This window comes from Nitratidesulfovibrio termitidis HI1, assembly GCF_000504305.1.
Classification (GTDB): domain Bacteria; phylum Desulfobacterota; class Desulfovibrionia; order Desulfovibrionales; family Desulfovibrionaceae; genus Cupidesulfovibrio; species Cupidesulfovibrio termitidis.
The window spans coordinates 2,786,637-2,808,418 of record NZ_KI632512.1 but is presented as its reverse complement, the minus strand read 5'-3'; the positions used below and the strand labels follow the sequence as shown (position 1 = coordinate 2,808,418).

Sequence of the window (21,782 nt, the reverse complement as noted above, 5' to 3'; positions counted from 1 at the left end):
TATGCACGACCGCACAGACGCATCTCCTTTCTCCCGAGTATCCGCACCTGCGCCCTCTCCTCTCAGGGGCCCGCTGGCCCTGCTGCATCGCCTGCTGGCGCTCGTCGCCAAGGAATTCCTGACCCTGCTGAAGGACCCCAAGAGCCGCACGGTGGTCATCCTGCCGCCACTGCTCCAGACCATCATCTTCGGGTACGCCGCCACCTTCGATCTGGTGGACGTGCCCTGCGCCATCTACGACGAGGACCACAGCGCCGCCTCGCACGAACTTGCCGCACGGGTGTCCGGGTCGCCCACCTTCCGGGTGGTGGAATACCTGCACCGCGATGCCGACATGGCCCGGCTGCTCGACGCCGGAAAAGTACGGCTGGTGCTGCGCATCGGACAAGGCTTCGAGCGCGCCCTGACCCTGCGCGGCGGAGTGGGGCAACCGACCACTGCGGATACGGACGGCCGCAATGCCCCCAGCGTATCCCCCGCGCCCTCGCAGGCCGTCATCCAGGCCATCGCCGACGGGCGCAATTCCAATACCGCCGGGCTTGCCCTCAATTACATGGCCTCCATCGTGGACGACTTCGGCGCGCGGTACGTGGCCGCCCACGGGGGGCAGTCCCGCCCCTCCGTGCTGCTGACGCGGGCGTGGCACAACCCCAACCTGCTCAGCCGGTGGTTTTTCGTGCCGGGCATCGTGGTCATGGTGACCATGGTGGTCACGCTGATCATCACCGCCCTGTCCGTGGCCCGCGAGCGAGAGCAGGGCACCTTCGACCAGATGCTGGTCACCCCCTACCGCCCCACGGAACTGCTGATCGGCAAGGCCGCCCCCGGCTTTCTGGTGGGACTGTTCGAGGCCTCGCTCATCGTGGCCATGGCGGTGTTCTGGTTCGGCGTACCGCTGCGCGGCAGCCTGCTGACCCTGTACGCAGGGCTGGTGCTGTTCCTGTTTTCGGTGGTGGGCATCGGCCTGATGATCTCGTCCCTGTCCGTGACCATGCAGCAGGGTCTGCTGGGCATGTTCCTGTTCACCATGCCCGCCGCCATCCTGTCCGGGTTTGCAACGCCCATCGCCAACATGGCCGAACCGGTGCAGTGGCTGACCCTGGTGAACCCCATGCGCTACGTGCTCATCGTTGTGCGCGGCGTATTTCTGGAAGGGGCGGACCTGAACCTGCTGGCCCCGCAGTTGTGGCCGCTGGCGCTCATCGGGGCGGTATGCATGGTCGCCGCAGGGTGGCTGTTCCGGCATCGCATCCAGTAGCACCATGGGCAGAATTGCGGTTTTTGTATAAAAGAACCCCATCTTCCCCGCCCACAGCGGAATCAACGCTACAATTGTGTCTGTTCCCTCTTTTTTGTCACCGGGTCAGCCCTCCGCAAACCAGCCGACGCGCCCTCCCACCCCCATTTCATTGAATGACGCGCCCTGCGCCATACTCTGCGTCACCCGTATCTCTCCGCTCCTTCAAAAACCCGTTCCCAGCTATGTGCGATGCGCAGTGAAGCCTGCCCCCGCAACGGCCTGCCTCCGCGCGCGCAGCGCCCGACTCCCCCCCCTGCTCCTGCGCCAAGCCACTACGCTTTATTCGATTTTTACAATTATGGAGTTTAATTCTGTGTTTTTTGCTCAGTTTTTGTAAAAATACAGAAAAATACCGTCGCTCTTTTCAGACATGCTTTCGCTAACCTCGATAATTTCAACACTTTTCACGCTTGGACCAGAGATTGCTCATACGGTTCCACATCATCACCGCACCCTTCGAAAGGGGTTTTCGATCAAAGGGGTCGAAGGAGGAACCAATGATCACCGTATCGCCCACGGGCAAACGCTCCCTGCTGTCTCTGGCCATCGGGTGCACCGTGCTGGGTCTGGCCGCGCTCGCACCGCTGCCCGCCCATGCCGAGGACGCGCCGCAGTTCCTGTCGCAGTCCGACGCCAACACGCTCTGGACGCTGATCGCCGCCATCCTGGTCATGTTCATGCAGGCTGGCTTCGCGTTTGTCGAAGCGGGCCTGACCCGCGCCAAGAACGCGGGCAACATCATCATGAAGAACTTTCTGGACTTCGCCGCCGGAGCCCCGATCTTCTTCCTGGTCGGCTTCGGGCTGATGTTCGGCAAGTCCGTCAGCGGCTTCATCGGCAGCTCGGACTTCGCGCTGCTGTCGTTCGACTCCACCACGCCTGAAGGCATGTGGGCGCTGACCTTCTGGTTCTTCCAGGCCGTGTTCGCCGCCACCGCCGCCACCATCGTGTCCGGCGCCATCGCCGAGCGCACCAAGTTCGGCGCGTACATCATCATGAGCATGGTGGTGACGGGCCTGATCTACCCGGTCACCGGGCACTGGGCCTGGGGCAACCTGTTCGGCAACGAAGGCGGCTGGCTGGCTGCCATGGGCTTTACCGACTTCGCCGGGTCCACCGTGGTCCACTCGGTGGGCGGCTGGGTGGCCCTTGCGGGCGCCATCGTGGTCGGTCCGCGCCTTGGCAAGTACTCTTCCGACGGCAAGGCCCGCTCCATCCAGGGCCACAGCCTGCCCCTGGCCGCCCTTGGCGTGTTCATCCTGTGGTTCGGCTGGTTCGGGTTCAACCCCGGTTCCACCACCGCCGCCAACGGCACCATCGGCTACATCGCGGCCAACACCTGCCTCGCGGCCTGCACCGGCATGCTGGGCGCCATGATCACCATCTGGCTGAAGTACGGCAAGCCCGACGTCTCCATGAGCATGAACGGCTGCCTCGCGGGCCTGGTGGCCATCACCGCCGGTTGTTTCGAAGTGTCGCCCATCGGCTCGCTGATCATCGGCTTCGGCGCTGGCGTGCTGGTGGTGCTGTCCGTCCTGTTCATCGACCAGGTGCTGAAGATCGACGATCCCGTGGGCGCCATTTCGGTCCACGGCGTGTGCGGCGCGTACGGCACGCTGATGGTGGGCCTGTTCGCCGCTCCCGGCTACGGCACCATCACCGGCCTGTTCTACGGCGGCGGCGCCGGTCAGCTGGTCACCCAGGCCATCGGCGTGGGCGCGGCCTTCGCATGGGCCTTCGGCACCGGGTTCATCCTGTTCAGCGTGCTCAAGATGATCGTGGGTGTGCGTGTGCCCGCCGAAGAGGAACTGAAGGGCCTCGACGTCACCGAGCACGGTTCCGAAGCCTACAGCGGCTTCCAGATCTTCTCCAACGAGTAAGGGCAGGGGGATATCACAATGAAACTCATCATCGCATACGTCCGGCCGGAACGCCTGACCGCCGTGAAACAGGCCCTGTACGCCCGGCAGATCTACAGCATGTCGGTCACCAACATCCTGGGTGCCGGCCGTCAGAAGGGCTACACCGAAACCTACCGCGGCGTGGTCAGTGAAGTGAACCTGCTGAAGAAAGTGCGCATCGAGATCGGCGTGAAGGATGAGCTGGAAGCAGCCGCCCTGGAAGCGGTCACCGAAGGCGCCCGCACCGGCAAGGAAGGCGACGGCGTGGTCTTCGTGATGGACGTGGCCAAGGGGCTGCGCATCCGCACCGGCAACCCGGTGGCCTAGCGCCACCCAGCCGGAAAGCCACCCGGCGGCGGACCTGATCCGCCAGCCTGACGCAAACGACACCGCCCGGACCGCAAGGTCCGGGCGGTTTTGCGTGGTGCACGGGCGTGCCTTGCGACGGGATGGACAGAGCGCCCGGCTTGCTCAGTTGGGGGCGCAGGCCACGGTCGGATCGCGGAAGGTGACACGGCACGGGGGCAACGCCTCGGTCTGCCAATGCTGGCCCTTGCGCACGCTGTTCAGACAGTCCATCTGCTCGATGAGCGCATGGACTCCATCCTTGGTGCACAACAGCAACACCGGGCGAGGCCTTCCGCTCTTGTCATGCAGGATGGCGGCCCGCAGTTGGTAGTTAGCGAACATCTCGCGGGCCTCATCGTCCCCCGCCAACACCTGGGCAGGCAGCACCTCGGGCCGGGCGGGGTCCGCCTCGCCCGACAGCAGCATGCCCTGGGCCTGTTTGGCCAGGCGCGACACCACCGTGGACAACGGCCCCATGTTCGCCTGATCCATGTTGCCGTTGCACCTGGCGCAAGCCGAAAGCAGCATGCCCACACCCAGCACGGCCACCAACGCCGCACTGCCAAACCGCCGCGCAACACGCCATTTCTTCATATTCCATACATGCATGCATCACCCCCAGAACACGTGCTTGCCGGAGCCGTCATCGTTCAGCCCCGTATCGAGATTCCATGCGCCCACATGGGCAAGTGCCACAGCTTCACCCAGCAGAGCTGCGCGGTGCACACTTCCCCACATTTCCCGCACGCTGGCCGCCGCTTTCTCGTAGATGTCGCGGTACGCCATGGGGCCAGCCGGAGTTGCAAGCTGCGCAAGGTACGATGCGTCCACGTCCTGCGCCTTCGGATAGACCTTTCCGGGCGCTACGTGCCGCCCCAGCGCCAGCAGCAGCCGTTCCGTCTCGATCCTGTGCATGACGTCGGTGAAGCCGTCGAACCAGTCGTCGATGTCCGGATCGTCGCCCATGTCCGTAATATCTCCAGTGTCTTCCAGCATCTTCCGCCATACGGTGGCAATGGCCGGGTCGAGCCTGTCCGGGTCGCCGGGGCGAAACAGCTTTTTTAGCCCCGTGCTGACGATGTGGGCGCTGACGGGATCATCCAACCCATGGAACTCCTGGATGATGTACGCATCCTGATGCATCTCGCACTTCTGGTGTTCCGCCCTGGTGTCTGGGCCATAGGCCCCGCCCACCCGCGCGTTGACCACCGGATGCATGGTCACGTCGAAGACCACGTGCGAGGCAAACCCCAGCAGCCAGGCGAAGGCCTTTGCCTGGGCCGGGCTGGCCCCCAGCCGATGCACCGCGTCGGCGCCAGCTCGCAGCCGCGCCCCGGTGCGGGCATGATGCATCCGATCCGCCCAGCGATTGGCGGCGTTGCTCAGCCCGAAATGGGCCAGATACGGCATGTCGGGCGAAATGGCCCCCAGTTCGGCATAGGCGGGGTGTTGCAGCACAAGGCCCGCCGCCGCGTCCGGCAGACCGCTGGCGGCCAGGTTGTCCGCATCCGTGTTGTACATCACCATGTTGAGATGGGCGTATGCGCCGGGCATGGAGCCTCCATACGGAACCGCAGAGGGCGGGCTGTGGACATTGCCGCCGAATGGCGGAATGGCGGACAACGTCCGCAAACCCAGCACTATCGTAGGTGCTATATAACGCAATGAGAATTCCCGGTCCGGTCCAATGAAAAAAGGCCCGCCCCCCGTAGGGCGGACCTTTACCGCGAATGCGACGAACATGCGCGGGGGCCGGGAATGCAAAGGCGGGGATCGGGAAAATGCAGGTGCGCGGGCCGGGCGGCGGGCGGTCCGCCCGACCCCGCGCGGAGGTGCAGGATGCAATCCGCCCAGAAGGGGGGACTAATTCAGGAAGGTATCCACGGCAACGTAGTCCAGGCCAAAGGCCTCGGCCACGCCCTTGAAGGTGATCTTGCCGTCGATGACGTTGGCGCCCTTGGCGATTTCGCAGTTGTCCTGCATGGCGCGCTTCCAGCCCTTGTTGGCGATGGTCAGCGCGTAGGGCAGGGTGGCGTTGGTCAGGGCCAGGGTAGAGGTCTTGGCCACTGCGCCGGGCATGTTGGCCACGCAGTAGTGGACCACGCCGTCCACCACGAAGGTGGGGTCGGTGTGGGTGGTGGCCTTCGAGGTTTCGAAGCAGCCGCCCTGGTCGATGGCCACGTCCACCATCACCGCGCCCTTTTTCATGGTCTTCAGCATGTCGCGGGTGACCAGCTTGGGGGCCTTGGCACCGGTAACCAGCACCGCGCCCACCACCACGTCGGCCTCGCGCACCAGCTTGCGCACGGTGGCCGGGGACGACATGAGCGGGAAGCAGTTGGAGGGCATCACTTCGCTGAGGTGGCGCAGGCGGTCCAGGCTCATGTCCAGGATGTACACCTTGGCGCCCAGGCCGCAGGCCATGCGGGCCGCATGGGTGCCCACCACGCCGCCGCCGATGACCACCACGGTGCCGGGATCGACGCCGGGCACGCCGCCCAGCAGCACGCCGTTACCGCCCTGCGCCATTTCCAGATACTTGGCGCCCTGCTGGATGGCCATGCGGCCGGCCACTTCGCTCATGGGGGTGAGCAGGGGCAGGCTGCCGTCGGCCTTCTGGATGGTTTCGTAGGCGATGCACACCGCGCCGCTCTTGATCAGGGCCTGGGTCTGCGGTTCGTCGGCGGCCAGGTGCAGGTAGGTGAACACGATCTGGCCGGGACGGATCATGCCGTATTCGGACGCCTGCGGCTCCTTGACGTGCATGACCATGTCGGACTTGGCGTAAATTTCGGCCGGGGTGGCCGCGATGGTCGCGCCCGCTTCCACGTAGGCTTCGTCGGCAAAGCCGCTGCCCGCGCCGGCGTTCTTTTCCACCAGCAGGGTGTGCCCGGCATGCACCATCACCTCGACCCCGGCGGGGGTCATGGCGACGCGGTTTTCTTCCTTCTTGATCTCCTTCAGGATGCCAACGATCATCTGAGCCTCCAGATACGCCGGTGGTGCGGCGTGTTGCGATGCGTTTCGGTGCGCTGCGAAAACCCCGGACAGGGCGCGCCCGCGCGGGCGCGACATGCCTACAGCAAACACCTTGCCAACTTGCCGGAAAATCGGGCGAAACGCCGCAATTTCCGGAAGAGTCACAAAAACGCAAATCGGACCAGTGAGTTGCGAACGCAAAAAGAAGGGGAGCAGGAAAGGGGACCAGCGGGGAATGGAAGCGCCACGGCAGGGCGCCACACCCAAAGTGGAAATAAATCAGACCACTGTTCAGTTAAACAGTGCAGAAAACCCGAAATAATGCCGCAGCGGGAATGGAATGTTTTCAGACCGCTGGAAAGTTTTCAGACCGCCCTCAGCCCGTGCCGCCGCAGCTTGTCGAGCAAGGCCGTATGGGAAATTCCCAGCTTTCGTGCAGCCTTGCGCACACTTCCTGCGGCAGCCACGGCATCGGCGATGATCCGTTTTTCAAAAACGGCAATCATGTCCTTGAGCCGTCCTTCACCGTCACCATGATGCTCGTGGCCAGAGGCCAGGGCCGCCGCGTCGGCCACGGTATCGGCCACGCCGTCAGCCAGCCGGGCCGACTCGCCGAACAGCCCGCCTTCCAGCTCGTGCGCAAAGAGGATGAACCGCGCCCCCACTACCTCGTCCGGGCACAGGATGGCCGCGCGCTCCACCACGTTCTTCAGTTCGCGCACGTTGCCCGGCCAGTGGTGACCGGCCAGGCGCGCCAGCGCCCCCGGCGACAGGCTGCGCACCGGCCCGCCCAGCCGGGCGGCCAGCCCCAGCAGAAAATGCTCGGCCAGCACGGCGATGTCCTCTGGCCGTTCCTTCAAGGGCGGAATGTGAATGGGCAGCACGTTGATGCGGTAGTACAGGTCCTGCCGGAAGCGCCCCTCCTCCACCAGCCGTTCCAGGGTGCGGTTGGTGGCGGTGATGATGCGCACGTCCACGGGCACCTCCGCCGTGCCGCCCACCCGGCGCACGCTGCCCTCCTGCATCACCCGCAGCATCTTGGCCTGCGAGGCCAGCGGCATGTCGCCTATCTCGTCCAGCAGCACCGTGCCGCCGCGCGCCGTCTCGAACAGGCCGGGCTTGCCCTCGCGCCGCCCGCCGGTGAATGCCCCGGCCTCGTAGCCGAACAGTTCGCTTTCCAGCAGCTGTTCCGGCAGGGCCGCGCAGTTCACCGGCACGAACGGCCCCTGCCGCCCGCTGGCGGTGTGGATGGCCCGCGCGAACAGTTCCTTGCCGGTGCCGCTCTCTCCCCGGATGGCGATGATGGAATCGGTGGCGGCCACGCGCCGGGCAAAGGAAATGGCAAAGCCGATGGCCGGGTGCTGGCCCACGATGTCGCCGAAGGTCACCTGCACGGGCTCGGTGATGGAGCGGGCCAGCTTGCGGATTTCGCGCATGTCGCGGGCCACTTCCACCGCGCCGATGATGCGCCCCTCACCGTCGCGGATGGGCCTGCGGGTGACGAAGAATTGCAGCCGCCCGCCGCTTGGGGTCGCCACCTCGCGCTTGGCGTCCACCAGTTCGCGCCCGGACAGGCAGTCCAGGATGCCCCGGTCGGGCAGACCCAGCGCGTCCAGGGGCAGGCCGGACAGGTCTGCGGCGGGTGCGCTCCCCGGCGTGCCCGGCTTGCCTGTCACGCCCGACGTGCCAGATTCGACAGCCCCGCCCGTACACCCGTAGGCCTCGCGGGCCACCTTGTTGATGGAGGTCACCCGCCCCTGCGCGTCGATGGACAGCACCCCGTCGCGCAGGTTGTCCAGCAGCACCAGAAAGCGGTTGGCGCGCTCCTCCGCGGGCAGGGTGTCCACGATGCGGAATTCCAGCAGGTCGGGGATGCGGCCCAGCGTCTCGAACAGGGCGGCGCGGTCCACGTCGCTGGGGCTGTCGGCCTCCAGATACACAAAGGCGCGGTCCATGCCGGGGATGGAGGCGGACGCAGGGGCGGGAGCGGGGTCGGGGGTCGAACCGCTGGCGAGCGGGGCCGCAGCACCACCGGGACGGCGCTCCACTTCCATGGAGACGATGGACAGCGCCTGTCCGGCCAGCAGCGAGGAAAGGTCGGACACGATGCCCACCCTGTCGCGAAAGATGCATTCCATTCGTAGTTTCATGCGTGCGTCTTCCGGTACGGGTGGGCGTGGCGGCTTCCCTGTTATGGATGCTGCGGCTAGTCCGCGCTCCGGGGTTTCCCGGCGGAGTCCATGCCGGGCACCGGCTGGTCCTTGCTGTAGGCGGTGGCCTGGCAGATGGCGATGAGCGTGCCCTCGCCGTCGGTGATGCGGATATCGTAGGTGGCCACCCGCCGGGCGGCGCTGATCTCGCGCGCCTCCGCCGTCAGCGGCCCGCGCTTGCCGGGCGCCAGGAACGAAATGGAGGTGTTCAGGTTCACGCTGACCCTGCCGCGCGTGTTGCAGGCCACGGCAAAGGCCAGGTCGGCCACGGCAAAGATGGCCCCGCCGTGGGCCATGCCCACGCCGTTGCGGTGGTGCGCGTCCAGGGGCATGACGGCGCGGGCGTAGCCGCGCGCGGCCTCGGTGATTTCGATGCCCAGATGCCTGGCGAACATGTCGCGCTCGGCGATGAACCGGCGGACGTGTTCCATGTCGTCACCTGGAACAGGCAAACCGGCGGAAGGGGAGGCGGGCGGCGTAGCTGACATGGCGTCTCCGCGCGGGGTGCGCGCAACTGCGTGGACGGAGCGACGGTGGTCGGGACAGGCACGAGCGCATGCAGGCATGCGCGAATCGGGCCGGTTCACGAAAGCGTGAAAATGCCGGGCGGCAAGGCGCACCGTAGCGGCAGGACCCCCACCTTGTCGAGGGGCAACGGAGCCTCGGCGGGGGGTGCCGCACCGCGCACCACTTGCCTGCCGCACCACGCGGGGCTATGCAGGACGGGCAGTTGGCGGAAGGTGTGCTCGCGCGGCGTCACTCCACCCTGCCGCATCCATAAATGTATAAACGCGTCCGCCGAATACGGCGGACAGACGCGGCGGGCGGGAATGCGCGTCTGGCGGATTCGCCCCCCCTGCGCCTGCCCCGCCACGGATCGCGCCACGCCGCCTCTTGCCCTCGGGGGCGGGGGCCTGCCCGGAGGATTCCATGACCGCCCATTCCCTTGCCGCCTTAGCCGTTGCCCTGTTCATCCTGGCCATCACCCCCGGCCCCGGCGTGTTCGCCGTGCTGTCCGCCGCCCTGGGGCGCGGCCTGCCCACCGCGCTGGCCCTCACGGCGGGCATCATCTGCGGCGACCTGATCTTTCTGCTGCTGGCCATGGCCGGGCTGACCGTGCTGGCGGAAAGCATGGGTGAACTGTTCCTGATGGTGCGCCTTGGCGGCGCGGCTTACCTGATCTGGCTGGGCATCGGCCTGTGGCGCGGCGCGGCCACCGCCAAGCCGTTAACGGCGTCCGAAGGCGCTGCGTCAGGAAATTCGGCGTGCGGAGGCGGGAAGGACCAAACCGGCACCGCGCCGCAGCCCTGGGCGGCCCCACTGCGCCTGCTGCGCACCCTCTGCGGCGGCCTGGCCCTGACCCTTGGCAACCCCAAGGTCATCGTGTTCTATGTGGGCTTTCTGCCCACCTTCGTGGACCTGCGCACCCTGGACGCCACCGGTGCCGCGCTGGTGGCCGCCACCACGGTGGGCGTGGTGGGCTGCGTGCTGGGCGGCTACGCGGTGATGGCCGCGCGCGCCCGGCGCATGCTGTCCACCCCGCGCGCCACCCGGCTGCTGCATCGCGGCGCGGGCGCGGTGATGGTGGGCACGGGCGCGGCCATCGCCACCCGCTGACCCGGCCTGCATGCGCCACCCGGCGCACGGCATTCCTGCCGCATTCGCCTGCGGCACGCCTCGGCCCTACAGTCGCGTTCCCGACTCGATTCCTGCCCCGGCGGCGTGCCCGCCGCTTCAGCGCCCCCGGTTTTTCCGCCGGGGGCGCTAAACCTTTGCGCCGTCACACCGAAAAGACCAGCGGACGCCTTGCGCGCCACGCCCTTCACACGGCGATGACAGGCGGCAAGGGATACAGGGGGAAACCGGGAGAACGCCGGAGAACCCGGGGGGCAGCGTCATGCACGCGCCGCGCATATCCGTGGTGGTGGCCAACCACAACTACGGGCGCTTTCTCGACCGCTTCTTCGGCGCGCTGGCCGCGCAGACCTTTCCGCCCGACGCGGTGGAAGTGGTCTTCGTGGATGACGCCAGCAGCGACGATTCGCGCGAGCGCGCCCGCCGCTGGCAGGCCGATGGCCCATGGACGGCGTTCCGCGTGCTGGCCCTGCCGCGCGTGGGCAGGCCCGGTCCGGTGCGCAACGCCGGGGCACAGGCGGCGCGCGGTCCCTTCCTGCTGTTCTGCGACCCGGACGACTACCTGGCCCCGGACTTTCTGCACCGCACCCACGCGGCCCTGACGATGCCCAGCGGGCAGTCCGGACAGGAACGGTTGGGCGAACGGGGGGTGTCAGGCAAAACGGAGTCCGCAGGCGGATATGTCGACACGGGCGCGCCTGGCAAACCCGGCCTCGCCGCTCCGGCGGACGGAGCGCGCACATCGGGTGAAGCGCCCGGCATCACCGGCACCGCCCCCGGCACGCGTGCCCTGCGCGATCTTGCCCGCGCGGCCCTGCAAGCTGCCGGTGTCGAAGGCGGCCTTGCGCCCGGCGACCTCCCTGGAAACAGGGTCGAAAGCCAGCCCGGCGGCATGCCACCGCACGGTGCCATCCGCGCCCACATCGCCTGCACCGACTACTTCGAGGAATCGCCCACGGGAGCGCGGGTGGTGCAGGTGCCGGACTTTCATCCGGATCTGCTGCGCACCCAGAACCTCATCCACACCACCTCGCTGATGCGGCGCGAGGTATGGCTGGCCAGCCGGGGCTTTCGCGCCGCAACGGCCTACGAGGACTGGGACTTCTGGGTGCAGGCAGCCATGGCGGGTTTCGGCGTGGTGCGCGTGGCCCGGCCGCTGCTGCACTACGTCTTCCACGACGCCAACTACTCGCACGCGGCCCGCGCCGACGACGGCAGGGCCAAGGCGCGCATCGTGCGCGACAACCCGGCCTTCTTCGAGTCCGAGGTACGGGCCTGGGCGCGGGCTCTGCTGCGCGGCGAGCCGTGGGCGGTGCCGTTCACGCGGGGAATCATTCCCCGTGCCGCCGACATCCGCACCCTGCGCGAACTGTTCGTGGCCCGCATGGGCGCGGCACGGGCGGGGGAGATTTTCTCCCGCGTGGGGCTGTAGCGGGCAATCTTCCTTCTTCCTTTGCACCTTTCGTTTCGGCAAGGAATCCCACCGTCACACGTCCACCTTCCCTACACAACGGACCAAATGAAAAGTTTGGGAGGAGCGGCAGCCGTTATGTGAGCGCATAGCGCGAACATTACGGATGGCGACAGCAGCGCTGGGGGTGCGGGGGAAGGAACCTTTTGCGGCAGCCGTCAGGCGAGCGCGAAGGCCGACTCGAAAGACACAATGCGTGACCGTTCGGTCACCTCGCGAACCCACGGATATGGTGCATGACGCGCGAGTCTTGCCCTAGCCGTTAGGCGAGCTTGCGCGCCATACGGATAGGGACCGCAACGCGCGGATGGCGACCGCAGAGCGAAAGGTTCCTTCCCCCGCGTACTGTTTCCAGCTTTTCTCTGCCTACTCCAGATCGTACTTCTTCAGCTTGTTGTGCAGGGTGGCGCGGGTGATGCCCAGGCGACGCGCGGCCTCGCTCTTGTTGTCGCCGGTTTCGCGCAGGGTGGCGATGATGGCCCGGCGTTCCAGATCTTCCAGCGACAGCCCGGCGTAGGGGGCCAGTCCGTCGCCGTCGGCGGTGCCATTCCCCGCGCCTGCATCGCCGCTGCCGCCGCTGCCACCGTTGCCGCCGTCCCCGGCTGTCCCGCCGCTCCCGTTTCCGAAATGCAGCGGCAGTTCGCGCCCGGTCACGTAGTCGCCGGTGGCCAGGATCACGGCGCGCTCGATGGCGTTCTCCAGTTCGCGCACGTTGCCCGGCCAGTCGTGGCGCAACAGCAGGTCCATGGCCTGCGGGGTGAACCCCTTGAGGTGCTTGCGGTTCTTTTCGGTATAGCGGTCCAGAAAGAACGCGGCCAGCAGGGGCACGTCACCCGCGCGCTCGCGCAGGGCGGGCACGTGCACGGCGATGACGTTGAGCCGGTAGTACAGGTCTTCCCTGAACCGCCCCGCCGCCGCCTCTTCGCGCAGGTCGCGGTTGGTGGCGGCAATGACCCGCACATCCACGGTGAGCGGGGTGTCGCTGCCCACCCGCTGCACCTCGCCCTGTTGCAGGGCGCGCAGCAGTTTTGCCTGCAACGTCAGGGGCATCTCGCCTATCTCGTCCAGGAACAGGGTGCCGCCGTCGGCCTGCACGAAACGCCCCTCTCGCCGCCGGTCGGCCCCGGTAAAGGCCCCGCGCTCGTGGCCGAACAGTTCCGATTCCAGCAGGGTTTCGGTCAGTGCGGCGCAGTTCACGGTGACCAGCGGCTTCGTGGCCCGATGACTGGCGGAGTGCAGGGCCCGGGCCACCAGTTCCTTGCCGGTGCCCGATTCGCCGGTAATCAGCACGGTGGCCTCGGAGGGGGCCACGGTGGCGATCATCTCCACCAGTTCGTGCATGGGCGCGCTGCGTCCGATGATGCCGTACGGCGCTCCCGCTGCCCCCTGCCCCCCCTGTGACGACAGTCGCTCGCGCAGTTCGCGGTTTTCGCTGGCCAGGCGGGTGTGGTCCAGCGCCCGTTCCAGGGTGTGGCGCAGCACGTCGAAGTCCAGCGGCTTGGTCAGATAATCGTAGGCCCCGGTGCGCAGGGCCTCCACGGCGGTATCCACCGACGAGAAGGCCGTCATGATCAGCACCGGCGTGGCCGGGTTCCAGTCCAGGATGTGATGCAACGCCGCAATGCCGTCCATGCGGGCCATGCGCACGTCCATGAGCACGGCGTCCCAGGCGCGCTGGCGTACCTTTTCCACGGCGGTTTCGCCGTCGTCGGCTTCTTCCGTGGCGTAGCCCCAACCGCGCAGCATGGTGCGCAGCATGGAGCGGTGCGCCATATCGTCGTCCACGATGAGGATGGTGGCGGTGCTCATGGCGTGTCGTCCTTTGTGGTAGTGCCGGATCGTCCGGATATGACGGCTGCGCCAGATTCGGCAGATGTGCCAGATTCGCCAGACGCGCCAGATTCGGCAGATTCGAATCGTGAGGAGGAAACGGCGGTGAATACCGCCGGACCTGCAGCCGGGGCCGTGGCGGAAGCGGCAACCGGAGCGACCTCGTCAGCGCCGGAGCCAGCCGCGTCCCGCGCGTGCTCCTGCCCCTGCACCGGTTCGGCGGGCAGCAGGAAGGTGATCTCCGTGCCCTGGCCAAGGGTTGAGCGCAGCGACATCTCGCCGCCGTGGGCCTCCACGATCTTGTGCACGATGGCAAGGCCCAGGCCAGTGCCCTGGCTCTTGGTGGTGAAATAGGGGTCGAAGATGGTGGCCAGGTGCTCCGGCGCAATGCCGGTGCCCGTGTCGCGCACCGAAACCGCAATGCGGTTGCCCGGCGCGGCGGCCAAGCGCACGGCCAGTTCGCCGCCGTGGGGCATGGCTTCCAGCGCGTTCAGGAACACGTTGAGCAGCGCCTGCGAAAAACGGTCCGGGTCCAGCATGACCCGGGGCAGGGCGCCGGGCACACCGCCTTCCGCTCCAGCGCGCAGCCCGTCTGGCATCCCGTCTGGCATGCCGGCCGGCGTCTCCACCCGCACGGCCACGCCCCGATGGGCGGCGTCCTGCCGCACCAGCCGCAGCACGTGGTGCACCAGAAATCCGGCGTCCACCGGACGGGGAGCAATGTCCGAAGGTCGGGACAAGCCGATGAGATCGGAGATGACCCGGTTCAGCCGCTCCACCTCCTGCACCATCACCCGTGCGGCCTCGCGGTCTTCGCTGCCCTCGGCGAAGCGGCTGCCGAAATAGGTGGCATAGCCCTTGATGGAGCTGAGCGGGTTGCGCAGTTCGTGGGCCACCCCGGCGGCCAGGCTGCCGATGGCGGCCAGCTTTTCGCGGCGGCGCACCTCGTCCTGCAGGCGGCGCACCTCGCGCAGGTCGCGCAGGATCAGGATGGCCCCGGCGTCGGCGGCGTCTCCGGCGGCAATGCGCACCCCGCGCACGCTCATGGGCACGGGCGGGCCGCCCGCCACGGGGCAATCCAGGGTCACTTCCGTTCCGAAGGACGGAGCGGCATCGGCATCTCCATCGCCAGGCGTTCCGCGGGTCAACCGCCCGGCCAGTTCCGCCAGCGGGGGGGGCAGCACCGCTTCCGGCGCGGCCCCGGCGGTCACGCCATCGCCCAGACGCAGCAGGTCGCGCGCCGCCGCGTTGCAGGTGGCCACGCGGCCCGCGCCGTCCAGCACCACCAGCCCGTCGGGCAGGCTGGTGACCACGTGCAGGGCAAAGGACTGGGCCTGCCGCACCAGCCGCCGCGAGGCGCGGGCATGGCGCGACCACAACAGCGAAAGCGCACCGGCCCCGCCCAGCAGGGCCAGGATGGACAGCATGATCAGGGTATGCTGGCGGTCGGACGCCTGGGCCGCGTCGAAGGGGGCCGTGTCCAGCGCCACGATGATCACCGGGGGCGGGGCATCGCGGTCAGCCTGGGAGTCCGCCTCCATCTCGCGGCGCAGCCAGCCGGGCATGCCCCCCATCATCATGCCGCCCGACATGCCGCCAATTTGGCCCCCCGGCTGACCGCCATGCCCGCGGTCACGCATGCCGTGCCCCATCATGTGGCCGCCCATGCTCCCCAGATCCATGTGCCGGGCTGTGCGCTGCAAGGGAATGAAGGTACGGTACACCAGAAAGGCGCGCTGGCCGCCCGCCTCCATCAGCCGCCAGCCGACCTCGTCGCGCGGCTGCTGATTCCCGTCACGCCCCAAAGGAGCGGGCGGCGGGGGCACCGCCAAGGCCGCCATGGTGGCCGGGTCGACCAGGGGACGGCCGATCCACTGCGGATCGCTGTGGGCCAGCACCACGCCCTGCCTGTCGGTGACGGCGATGAACTGGATGTCCGGCTGGTCGGCCATTTCCTCCAGCAATATCTGCAAACGCAGCTCGCCTCCGGCGCGCCCGCGCAGCCCGGTGCGCGCACCGGCCTCGAAGGCCCGGATCAGCGAAGCACCCTTTTCGGAAAGGATGCGCCGCATGGATTCCTGCTCGCCATCGTGGTTCAGCACGGTCAGCACGGCCAGCACCAGGGCCAGGGCCGCCGTTGCCCCGATGATCAGCCACGGCGAAGGCAGCGGCGCGTTGGCCGCCTTGTTGATACGCATGGGAGTTCCTTGCGGTGTGCGGTGTCCGCCCAGGGGCTAGGCTGTACGATACCGCGACGCCTGTTCGATTTTCATACGCTACCCGCGCGGCTGCGTATAGTTTTTATACATGTGCATGGTTTTCGTGCAGACTGCTGCCGGCATTTCGGGATGGAACAAAAACAAATTTCACCTGCAATTACAGCATATTGTATACGATTCATGTACCTTGGCACGCCGGTTGCTTTTACCGGGTCAAGCAACAAGCGCACCAGCCCCGCACCACAGTACATGGTGCATGCAGCGAAGACATCAGGGGCTGTTTCCAAATGAGGATTTTCGTTCGTTGGCAAGGAAAACGAGCCTGCCACGAGGGAGCATACTCTAATCGTATTTGACCGAAGTGGCTGGTGAAGTTTGACGCAGCCAACGGGCGAAAAGATCATTTGGAATGCGGCAACGAATCAACCAACCGTACAGGAGCACACATCATGAAGACCAAGCATCTCGTCCTCGGCACCGTCGCCCTTGCGGGCCTGCTCGCCTTCACCGGCATCACCGACAGCGCCTTTGCCCGCATGGGCGGCATGGGCATGGGCGGTCGTTGCGCCACCGGCGCGGTGTACAACGCCCTGACCCCGGAAAAGCAGGCCAAGTACGACGCCATCTACAAGGAAGCGGACGCCCGCATCCAGCCGCTGAAGGACAAGGCCTGGGCCAAGCGCACCGAACTGAACGCCCTGTCCGGCAACCCCAACACCAAGCCTGAAGCCATCACCAAGCTGACGGGCGAACTGTCCGACCTGCGCACCCAGATCCGCAACGAATACACCGCTCTCGACACCCGCCTGGAAAAGGAAGTGGGCGTCAACCCCGGTTACGGCCGCATGGGCCACATGGGCATGGGCGGCGGCATGATGGGTGGCCACGGCATGGGTCATGGCGGAATGGGCGGAATGGGCGGCCAGGGTGGCATGATGGGCGGCCAGGGCATGGGCCACGGCCCCATGCATGACGGCGTGATGCCCCAGGCCAACCAGTAGCCCGGACAAGGACGAAACCTTCGGGGCGCATTGATCAGCCTTCACCCTTCACAGAGGACTTCCCGCCTTCCCGCCTCCGCGCCCCGCATGACTGAAGCAGAGGGCCGCCCGCGTCGCACGACACGGACGGCCCTTTTCCGTTCTGTTCGCCAGCCCGGCTCATGCGGCTTTTCTGGCCTGTCTGACTTCTCTGGTCTGGTCGGTTTGTCCGGTTTGACCGCGTTGTTCCTATTACCTGCCGCAGTTCTCCCGGCCCGGCATCCGTCCCCGAAAACAGCCCATAGCCCGCCAGGCCCCGGCCCGTCTGGACGCAAGAGCGACCGCTCCACTCCGACCCGGCGCGGGCTTGATTTCTGGCATTCCAGCGCCTACAACCATTCCGAATATCGAAAAATCATGCCTCACGACGGTACGGAAAGCGGACCGCCCGCCCCGCCGCCGCGCGACACAGCAGGAGCCTTTTCACCACACCGCAAGACTCGCACCCACACCGCACCCGCCGGGACCACCCCCGCGCGACGCCCAGGAGGAACCGCATGGAACAGCATCTTGATGCCCGCATCGTCGAGCGCGGCAAGGAATTTTTCAAGAGCATCAGCGGCGAAGCCCCGTCCATTTTCAACAAGGGCTTCTGGACAGGCAAGGTCATGGACTGGGCCATGCAGAACGAGGGCTTCAAGGTCCAGCTGTTCCGCTTCGTGGACGTCCTGCCCTACCTGAACACCTCCGAGGCGCTCACCCGCCACATCCGCGAATACTTTTCCGCCGATGGCGCGGACGTGCCCCCCGTGCTCAAGTGGGGCGCGGGCGCAGCCGGTTTCGGCGGGGCCTTCACCGGCATGCTCATGGGCAAGTTCATCCGGTCCAACATCGAAGGCATGGCCCGCACCTTCATCATCGGCGAAAACACCAAGGAAGCCATCAAGGGCCTGGCCAAGCTGCGCAAGGAAGGCTTTGCCTTCACCGTGGACCTGCTGGGCGAGGCCACGGTGAGCGAGGAAGAAGCCGACGCCTACCGCGACGGCTACCTGGAAGTGCTGGACGCCATTGCCAAGGAACACGCCAGGTGGGCGCCGCTGGCCGATTCGACCAATTCCAGCGGCACGACCGCGGGGGGCTCTGGCGGCCCCGATGCCTCGCAAGACTGGGGCCACACCCCCAAGGTCAATGTGTCCATCAAGCCTTCCGCCCTCTACTCGCAGGCCAAGCCCGGCGACGTTGAAGGGTCGGTGCAGGGCATCCTGTCGCGCCTGGTGCCCATCTACCGCAAGATCGTGGAGATGGGCGGCTTCCTGTGCATCGACATGGAGCAGCTGAAGTACCGCGAAATGACGCTGGAACTGTTCAAGCGGCTGCGCACCATGCCGGAATTCCGCAGCTACCCGCACCTGTCCATCGTGCTGCAGGCCTACCTGCGCTGCACGGAACACGACCTGGACGACCTGCTGGCATGGGGCCGCGCCGAAAAGCTGACCTTCGGCATCCGCCTGGTGAAGGGCGCGTACTGGGACTACGAAACGGTGATGGCCAAGCAGAACGGCTGGGAGATTCCCGTGTGGACCCGCAAGCCGGAATCGGACATCTGCTACGAAAAGCTGGCCCGCCGCATCCTTGAAAACAACGACCTCGTCTACTTCGCCTGCGCCTCGCACAACGTGCGCACCATCGCCACGGTGATGGAAACGGCCCGCGCGCTCAACGTGCCCGCCCACCGCTACGAGTTCCAGGTGCTGTACGGCATGGCCGAGCCGGTGCGGAAGGGGCTGAAGAACGTGGCCGGGCGCGTGCGCCTGTACTGCCCCTACGGCGAACTGATCCCCGGCATGGCCTACCTGGTGCGCCGCCTGCTGGAAAACACCGCCAACGAATCCTTCCTGCGCCAGAGCTTCGTGGACGGCGCGGAACTGGAACGGTTGCTGGAAAACCCGCAGGCCACGCTGGAGCGCGAACTGGCCGCCGCCCCGCCGCCGCGCCCCGCCCCATTGGCCCAGCCCGGCCCCGACGGCCTGCCCCCGTTCGTCAACGAAAGCATGCTGGACCTGACCATACCGGCCAACCGCGCGGGCTTCGTGAACGCCATTGCGGACGTGCGCGGCAAGGCGGGCGGGGTGATTCCGCTGTTCATCGGCGGCAAGGACGTAACCACGGAAGACACCATCGCCTCCACCAACCCGGCCAACCCGGCGGAAGTCATCGCCAGGGTCTGCCAGGGCGGCAAGCCGGAGGTGGACGCCGCCATCGAGGCCGCCGAAAAGGCCTTCCCGGCCTGGCGCGACACATCCCCGGCAGACCGGGCCATGTTCCTGCATCGCGCGGCGGACATCGCCCGCCGCCGCATGTTCGAACTGTCCGCCTGGCAGGTGCTGGAAGTGGGCAAGCAGTGGGACCAGGCCTTCCATGACGTGGGCGAAGGCATCGACTTTCTGGACTACTACGCCCACGAAATGCTGCGCCTTGGCGCGCCGCGCCGCATGGGCCGCGCCCCCGGCGAGCTGAACCACCTGTTCTACCAGCCGAAGGGCATTGCCGCAGTCATCGCGCCGTGGAACTTCCCCTTCGCCATCGCCATCGGCATGGCCTCTGCCGCCATCGTCACCGGCAACCCGGTGATCTTCAAGCCGTCGTCCATCGCCTCGCGCATCGGGTACAACCTTGCGGAAATCTTCCGCGAGGCGGGCCTGCCAGAGGGCGTGTTCAACTACGTGCCGGGCCGCAGCTCGGTCATGGGCGACTACCTGGTGGAACACCCGCAGGTGAGCATGATCTGCTTCACCGGATCCATGGAAGTGGGCCTGCGCATTCAGGAAAAGGCGGCAAAGGTGCAGCCCGGACAGATGCAGTGCAAGCGGGTCATCGCGGAAATGGGCGGCAAGAACGCCATCATCATCGACGACGACGCCGACCTCGACGAGGCCGTGCTGCAGGTGCTGTATTCCGCGTTCGGCTTTCAGGGGCAGAAGTGCTCGGCCTGCTCGCGGGTCATCGTGCTGGACCCCATCTACGACCGCTTCGTGGAGCGCCTCGTCAAGGCGGCGCAGGCCATCAAGATCGGCCCGTCGGAAGACCCGGCCAACTACATGGGCCCGGTGGCCGATGCGTCCCTGCAAAAAAACATACTGGAATACGTGAAGGTGGCCGAGCAGGAAGGCAAGGTGCTGGTGAAGCGCACCGACATCCCCGCAGAGGGCTGCTACGTGCCGCTGACCATCGTGGAAGGCATCAAGCCGCATCACCGCATTGCGCAGGAGGAAATCTTCGGCCCGGTGCTGGCCGTGATGCGCGCGGGCAGCTTTGACGAGGCGCTGACCATCGCCAACGGCACCCGCTTTGCCCTGACCGGCGGCGTGTTCTCGCGCAGCCCCGAAAACCTGGCCAAGGCCCGCCGCGACTTCCGCGTGGGCAACCTGTACCTGAACCGCGGCTCCACCGGGGCCATGGTGGAACGCCAGCCCTTCGGCGGGTTCAAGATGTCCGGCGTAGGCTCCAAGACCGGCGGCCCCGACTACCTGCTGCAGTTCATGGACCCGCGCTGCGTGACCGAAAACACCATGCGCCGGGGCTTTGCCCCCATCGAGGAAGACGACGACTGGATCGGGTAGACCCGACACCGGACGGATACGCCAACGAATCAGGACGAACCAAACAACAAGGGCCGCGCACTGCATGGTGCGCGGCCCGTTTAATTTCAGTCCATTGCGTGAGGAACCGAGAGAGGGGAACATTCCCCACACCTTCCGCCCGGAGAACCCACAATAGAACGGCACGGCGTATTACAGCCGTGCCGTTTCTTTTGAACAGGGATTCACACCAGCTCGCGCTGCGGAAATTTCGTTCTCCGGCAAGGAAGATTCGTTTTTTACGAAGGGAGCGTACTTTTGTCGTACGTGACCGGAGTAAAAAACGAATCTGACGCAGCCGGAGGGCGAAAGAACGCAGCGCGCCGCGCTACACCTTCAGCGTGCCCCGAAAATCATCCCACTGCTCGATGCCCATGCGCTCGCACAGGGCGGCCAGTTCGTCCACCAGCCGGAACACGAAGTCGGGGCGGATGAAGTTGGCGGTGCCCACCTGCACGGCGTGCGCGCCGACGAGCATGAATTCCAGCACGTCCTCTGCGCTGGTGATGCCGCCGATGCCGATGACCGGAATGGACACGGCTTTCGCCACCTGCCACACGCAGCGCAGGGCCACGGGCTTGATGGCCGGACCGGACAGGCCGCCCACCACGTTGGCCAGCAGGGGCTTGCGGGTGTTGATGTCCACGCCCATGCCGGTCAGGGTGTTGATGCAGGACAGCACGTCGGCCCCGGCGTCTTCCACGGCGCGGGCCATGTGGGCGATGTCGGTGACGTTGGGTGACAGCTTGACGATGACCGGCTTGCTGCCCGCGTGCATCTTCACCGCTTCGGTCACCTTGGCGGCCTGACGCGGGTCCTGGCCGAAGATCACGCCGCCTTCCTTCACGTTGGGGCACGAGATGTTCACTTCCAGCGCGGCCACGCCTTCTTCGGCGGCCAGCACGCTGGCCAGTTCGCCGAATTCGCCGGGGTCGCAGGCGTACAGGTTGGCCACGATGGGCACCTCGCGCCACGGGAGCTTGGGCAGGGTGGTGCGCACGAAGTATTCGGCGCCGTCATTCTGCAGGCCCACGGCGTTCAGCATGCCGCAGGGCGTTTCGGCCACGCGGGGCATGGGGTTGCCCCGGCGCGGGGCCAGCGACAGCCCCTTGACCACGATGCCGCCAAGCTTGGTCAGGTCGCCGTAGGGGGTGAACTCCACCCCGTACCCGAAGGTGCCCGAGGCGGTCATGACCGGGTTGTTCAGGGTCAGCGGGTGCAGCCCGCCGGGAAGGGTAACGTGCATGTCGATCATGACTTTTCTGATCCTA

At 66.7% G+C, this 21,782-nt stretch carries 15 protein-coding genes; 7 read left to right on the top strand and 8 right to left on the bottom strand.

The window, feature by feature from the left end:
* Position 1: 1 nt before the first annotated feature.
* The 3 genes from DESTE_RS11340 to DESTE_RS11330 all read left to right on the top strand — a co-directional run bounded on the left by DESTE_RS11340 (position 2) and on the right by DESTE_RS11330 (position 3,528).
* Positions 2 to 1,258, top strand: a complete 1,257-nt coding sequence (locus tag DESTE_RS11340) for an ABC transporter permease (RefSeq protein ID WP_156925330.1) — start codon at positions 2 to 4, stop codon at positions 1,256 to 1,258.
* Between the two features lie 539 nt (positions 1,259 to 1,797).
* Entirely contained in the window at positions 1,798 to 3,180 is a 1,383-nt protein-coding gene (locus DESTE_RS11335) for an ammonium transporter (RefSeq protein WP_035067720.1), read from the top strand.
* 18 nt (positions 3,181 to 3,198) lie between these two features.
* Positions 3,199 to 3,528 carry a P-II family nitrogen regulator gene (locus tag DESTE_RS11330; protein WP_035067719.1) on the top strand — a complete coding sequence of 110 codons (330 nt, stop codon included), beginning with the start codon at positions 3,199 to 3,201 and terminating at the stop codon, positions 3,526 to 3,528.
* Positions 3,529 to 3,672: 144 nt separating this feature from the next.
* On the opposite strand, the gene DESTE_RS11325 is transcribed toward DESTE_RS11330, so the two are convergent.
* From DESTE_RS11325 to DESTE_RS11305, 5 genes are all read right to left on the bottom strand, one after another.
* Positions 3,673 to 4,041 carry a hypothetical protein gene (locus DESTE_RS11325; protein ID WP_156925329.1) on the bottom strand — a complete coding sequence of 123 codons (369 nt, stop codon included), beginning with the start codon at positions 4,039 to 4,041 and terminating at the stop codon, positions 3,673 to 3,675.
* Positions 4,042 to 4,161: 120 nt separating this feature from the next.
* On the bottom strand, positions 4,162 to 5,103 hold the full coding sequence (locus DESTE_RS11320; RefSeq protein WP_035067716.1) for a zinc dependent phospholipase C family protein: 942 nt from the start codon (positions 5,101 to 5,103) through the stop codon (positions 4,162 to 4,164).
* 309 nt (positions 5,104 to 5,412) lie between these two features.
* On the bottom strand, positions 5,413 to 6,528 hold the full coding sequence (gene ald / locus DESTE_RS11315; RefSeq protein ID WP_035067714.1) for an alanine dehydrogenase: 1,116 nt from the start codon (positions 6,526 to 6,528) through the stop codon (positions 5,413 to 5,415).
* Positions 6,529 to 6,893: 365 nt separating this feature from the next.
* Positions 6,894 to 8,678, bottom strand: a complete 1,785-nt coding sequence (locus DESTE_RS11310) for a sigma-54 interaction domain-containing protein (RefSeq protein ID WP_035067712.1) — start codon at positions 8,676 to 8,678, stop codon at positions 6,894 to 6,896.
* Positions 8,679 to 8,734: 56 nt separating this feature from the next.
* Entirely contained in the window at positions 8,735 to 9,169 is a 435-nt protein-coding gene (locus DESTE_RS11305; RefSeq protein WP_035067711.1) for a PaaI family thioesterase, read from the bottom strand.
* A 499-nt stretch (positions 9,170 to 9,668) separates the two neighbouring features.
* Here DESTE_RS11305 and DESTE_RS11300 point away from each other — a divergent pair, with 499 nt between their 5' ends.
* Both DESTE_RS11300 and DESTE_RS11295 read left to right on the top strand, forming a co-directional pair.
* Positions 9,669 to 10,355 (top strand): LysE family translocator, encoded by a 687-nt coding sequence (locus DESTE_RS11300; protein ID WP_035067710.1) that lies wholly within the window; start codon positions 9,669 to 9,671, stop codon positions 10,353 to 10,355.
* Positions 10,356 to 10,635: 280 nt separating this feature from the next.
* On the top strand, positions 10,636 to 11,805 hold the full coding sequence (locus DESTE_RS11295; RefSeq protein WP_035067709.1) for a glycosyltransferase family 2 protein: 1,170 nt from the start codon (positions 10,636 to 10,638) through the stop codon (positions 11,803 to 11,805).
* A gap of 405 nt (positions 11,806 to 12,210) precedes the next feature.
* On the opposite strand, the gene DESTE_RS11290 is transcribed toward DESTE_RS11295, so the two are convergent.
* Together DESTE_RS11290 and DESTE_RS11285 are read right to left on the bottom strand one after the other, a co-directional pair.
* Entirely contained in the window at positions 12,211 to 13,653 is a 1,443-nt protein-coding gene (locus tag DESTE_RS11290; protein ID WP_035067708.1) for a sigma-54-dependent transcriptional regulator, read from the bottom strand.
* The gene (locus tag DESTE_RS11285; protein WP_084559439.1) at positions 13,650 to 15,872 is read right to left on the bottom strand and encodes an ATP-binding protein; all 2,223 of its coding nucleotides are present in this window, start codon (positions 15,870 to 15,872) and stop codon (positions 13,650 to 13,652) included. Before DESTE_RS11285 ends, DESTE_RS11290 begins: the two co-directional genes overlap by 4 nt.
* A 470-nt stretch (positions 15,873 to 16,342) precedes the next feature.
* Between DESTE_RS11285 and DESTE_RS11280 the strand changes: the two genes are divergently transcribed.
* Positions 16,343 to 16,894, top strand: a complete 552-nt coding sequence (locus tag DESTE_RS11280; protein ID WP_035067706.1) for a periplasmic heavy metal sensor — start codon at positions 16,343 to 16,345, stop codon at positions 16,892 to 16,894.
* 536 nt (positions 16,895 to 17,430) lie between these two features.
* Positions 17,431 to 20,493 (top strand): L-glutamate gamma-semialdehyde dehydrogenase, encoded by a 3,063-nt coding sequence (gene pruA, locus DESTE_RS11275; RefSeq protein WP_035067704.1) that lies wholly within the window; start codon positions 17,431 to 17,433, stop codon positions 20,491 to 20,493.
* Between the two features lie 346 nt (positions 20,494 to 20,839).
* Here pruA and DESTE_RS11270 read toward each other — a convergent pair whose 3' ends face one another.
* Positions 20,840 to 21,766, bottom strand: coding sequence for a dihydroorotate dehydrogenase (locus DESTE_RS11270; RefSeq protein WP_035067702.1), 927 nt, complete (start codon positions 21,764 to 21,766; stop codon positions 20,840 to 20,842).
* Positions 21,767 to 21,782: the final 16 nt, after the last annotated feature.

Coding starts and splice junctions, on each gene's coding strand:
- DESTE_RS11285 (WP_084559439.1), bottom strand. CDS start 15,872: ATGCGTATCAACAAGGCGGCCAACGCGCCGCTGCCTTCGCCGTGGCTG.
- DESTE_RS11280 (WP_035067706.1), top strand. CDS start 16,343: ATGAAGACCAAGCATCTCGTCCTCGGCACCGTCGCCCTTGCGGGCCTG.
- ald (WP_035067714.1), bottom strand. CDS start 6,528: ATGATCGTTGGCATCCTGAAGGAGATCAAGAAGGAAGAAAACCGCGTC.
- DESTE_RS11340 (WP_156925330.1), top strand. CDS start 2: ATGCACGACCGCACAGACGCATCTCCTTTCTCCCGAGTATCCGCACCT.
- DESTE_RS11330 (WP_035067719.1), top strand. CDS start 3,199: ATGAAACTCATCATCGCATACGTCCGGCCGGAACGCCTGACCGCCGTG.
- DESTE_RS11310 (WP_035067712.1), bottom strand. CDS start 8,678: ATGAAACTACGAATGGAATGCATCTTTCGCGACAGGGTGGGCATCGTG.
- DESTE_RS11295 (WP_035067709.1), top strand. CDS start 10,636: ATGCACGCGCCGCGCATATCCGTGGTGGTGGCCAACCACAACTACGGG.
- DESTE_RS11270 (WP_035067702.1), bottom strand. CDS start 21,766: ATGATCGACATGCACGTTACCCTTCCCGGCGGGCTGCACCCGCTGACC.
- DESTE_RS11335 (WP_035067720.1), top strand. CDS start 1,798: ATGATCACCGTATCGCCCACGGGCAAACGCTCCCTGCTGTCTCTGGCC.
- DESTE_RS11290 (WP_035067708.1), bottom strand. CDS start 13,653: ATGAGCACCGCCACCATCCTCATCGTGGACGACGATATGGCGCACCGC.
- pruA (WP_035067704.1), top strand. CDS start 17,431: ATGGAACAGCATCTTGATGCCCGCATCGTCGAGCGCGGCAAGGAATTT.
- DESTE_RS11325 (WP_156925329.1), bottom strand. CDS start 4,041: ATGGATCAGGCGAACATGGGGCCGTTGTCCACGGTGGTGTCGCGCCTG.
- DESTE_RS11320 (WP_035067716.1), bottom strand. CDS start 5,103: ATGCCCGGCGCATACGCCCATCTCAACATGGTGATGTACAACACGGAT.
- DESTE_RS11305 (WP_035067711.1), bottom strand. CDS start 9,169: ATGGAACACGTCCGCCGGTTCATCGCCGAGCGCGACATGTTCGCCAGG.
- DESTE_RS11300 (WP_035067710.1), top strand. CDS start 9,669: ATGACCGCCCATTCCCTTGCCGCCTTAGCCGTTGCCCTGTTCATCCTG.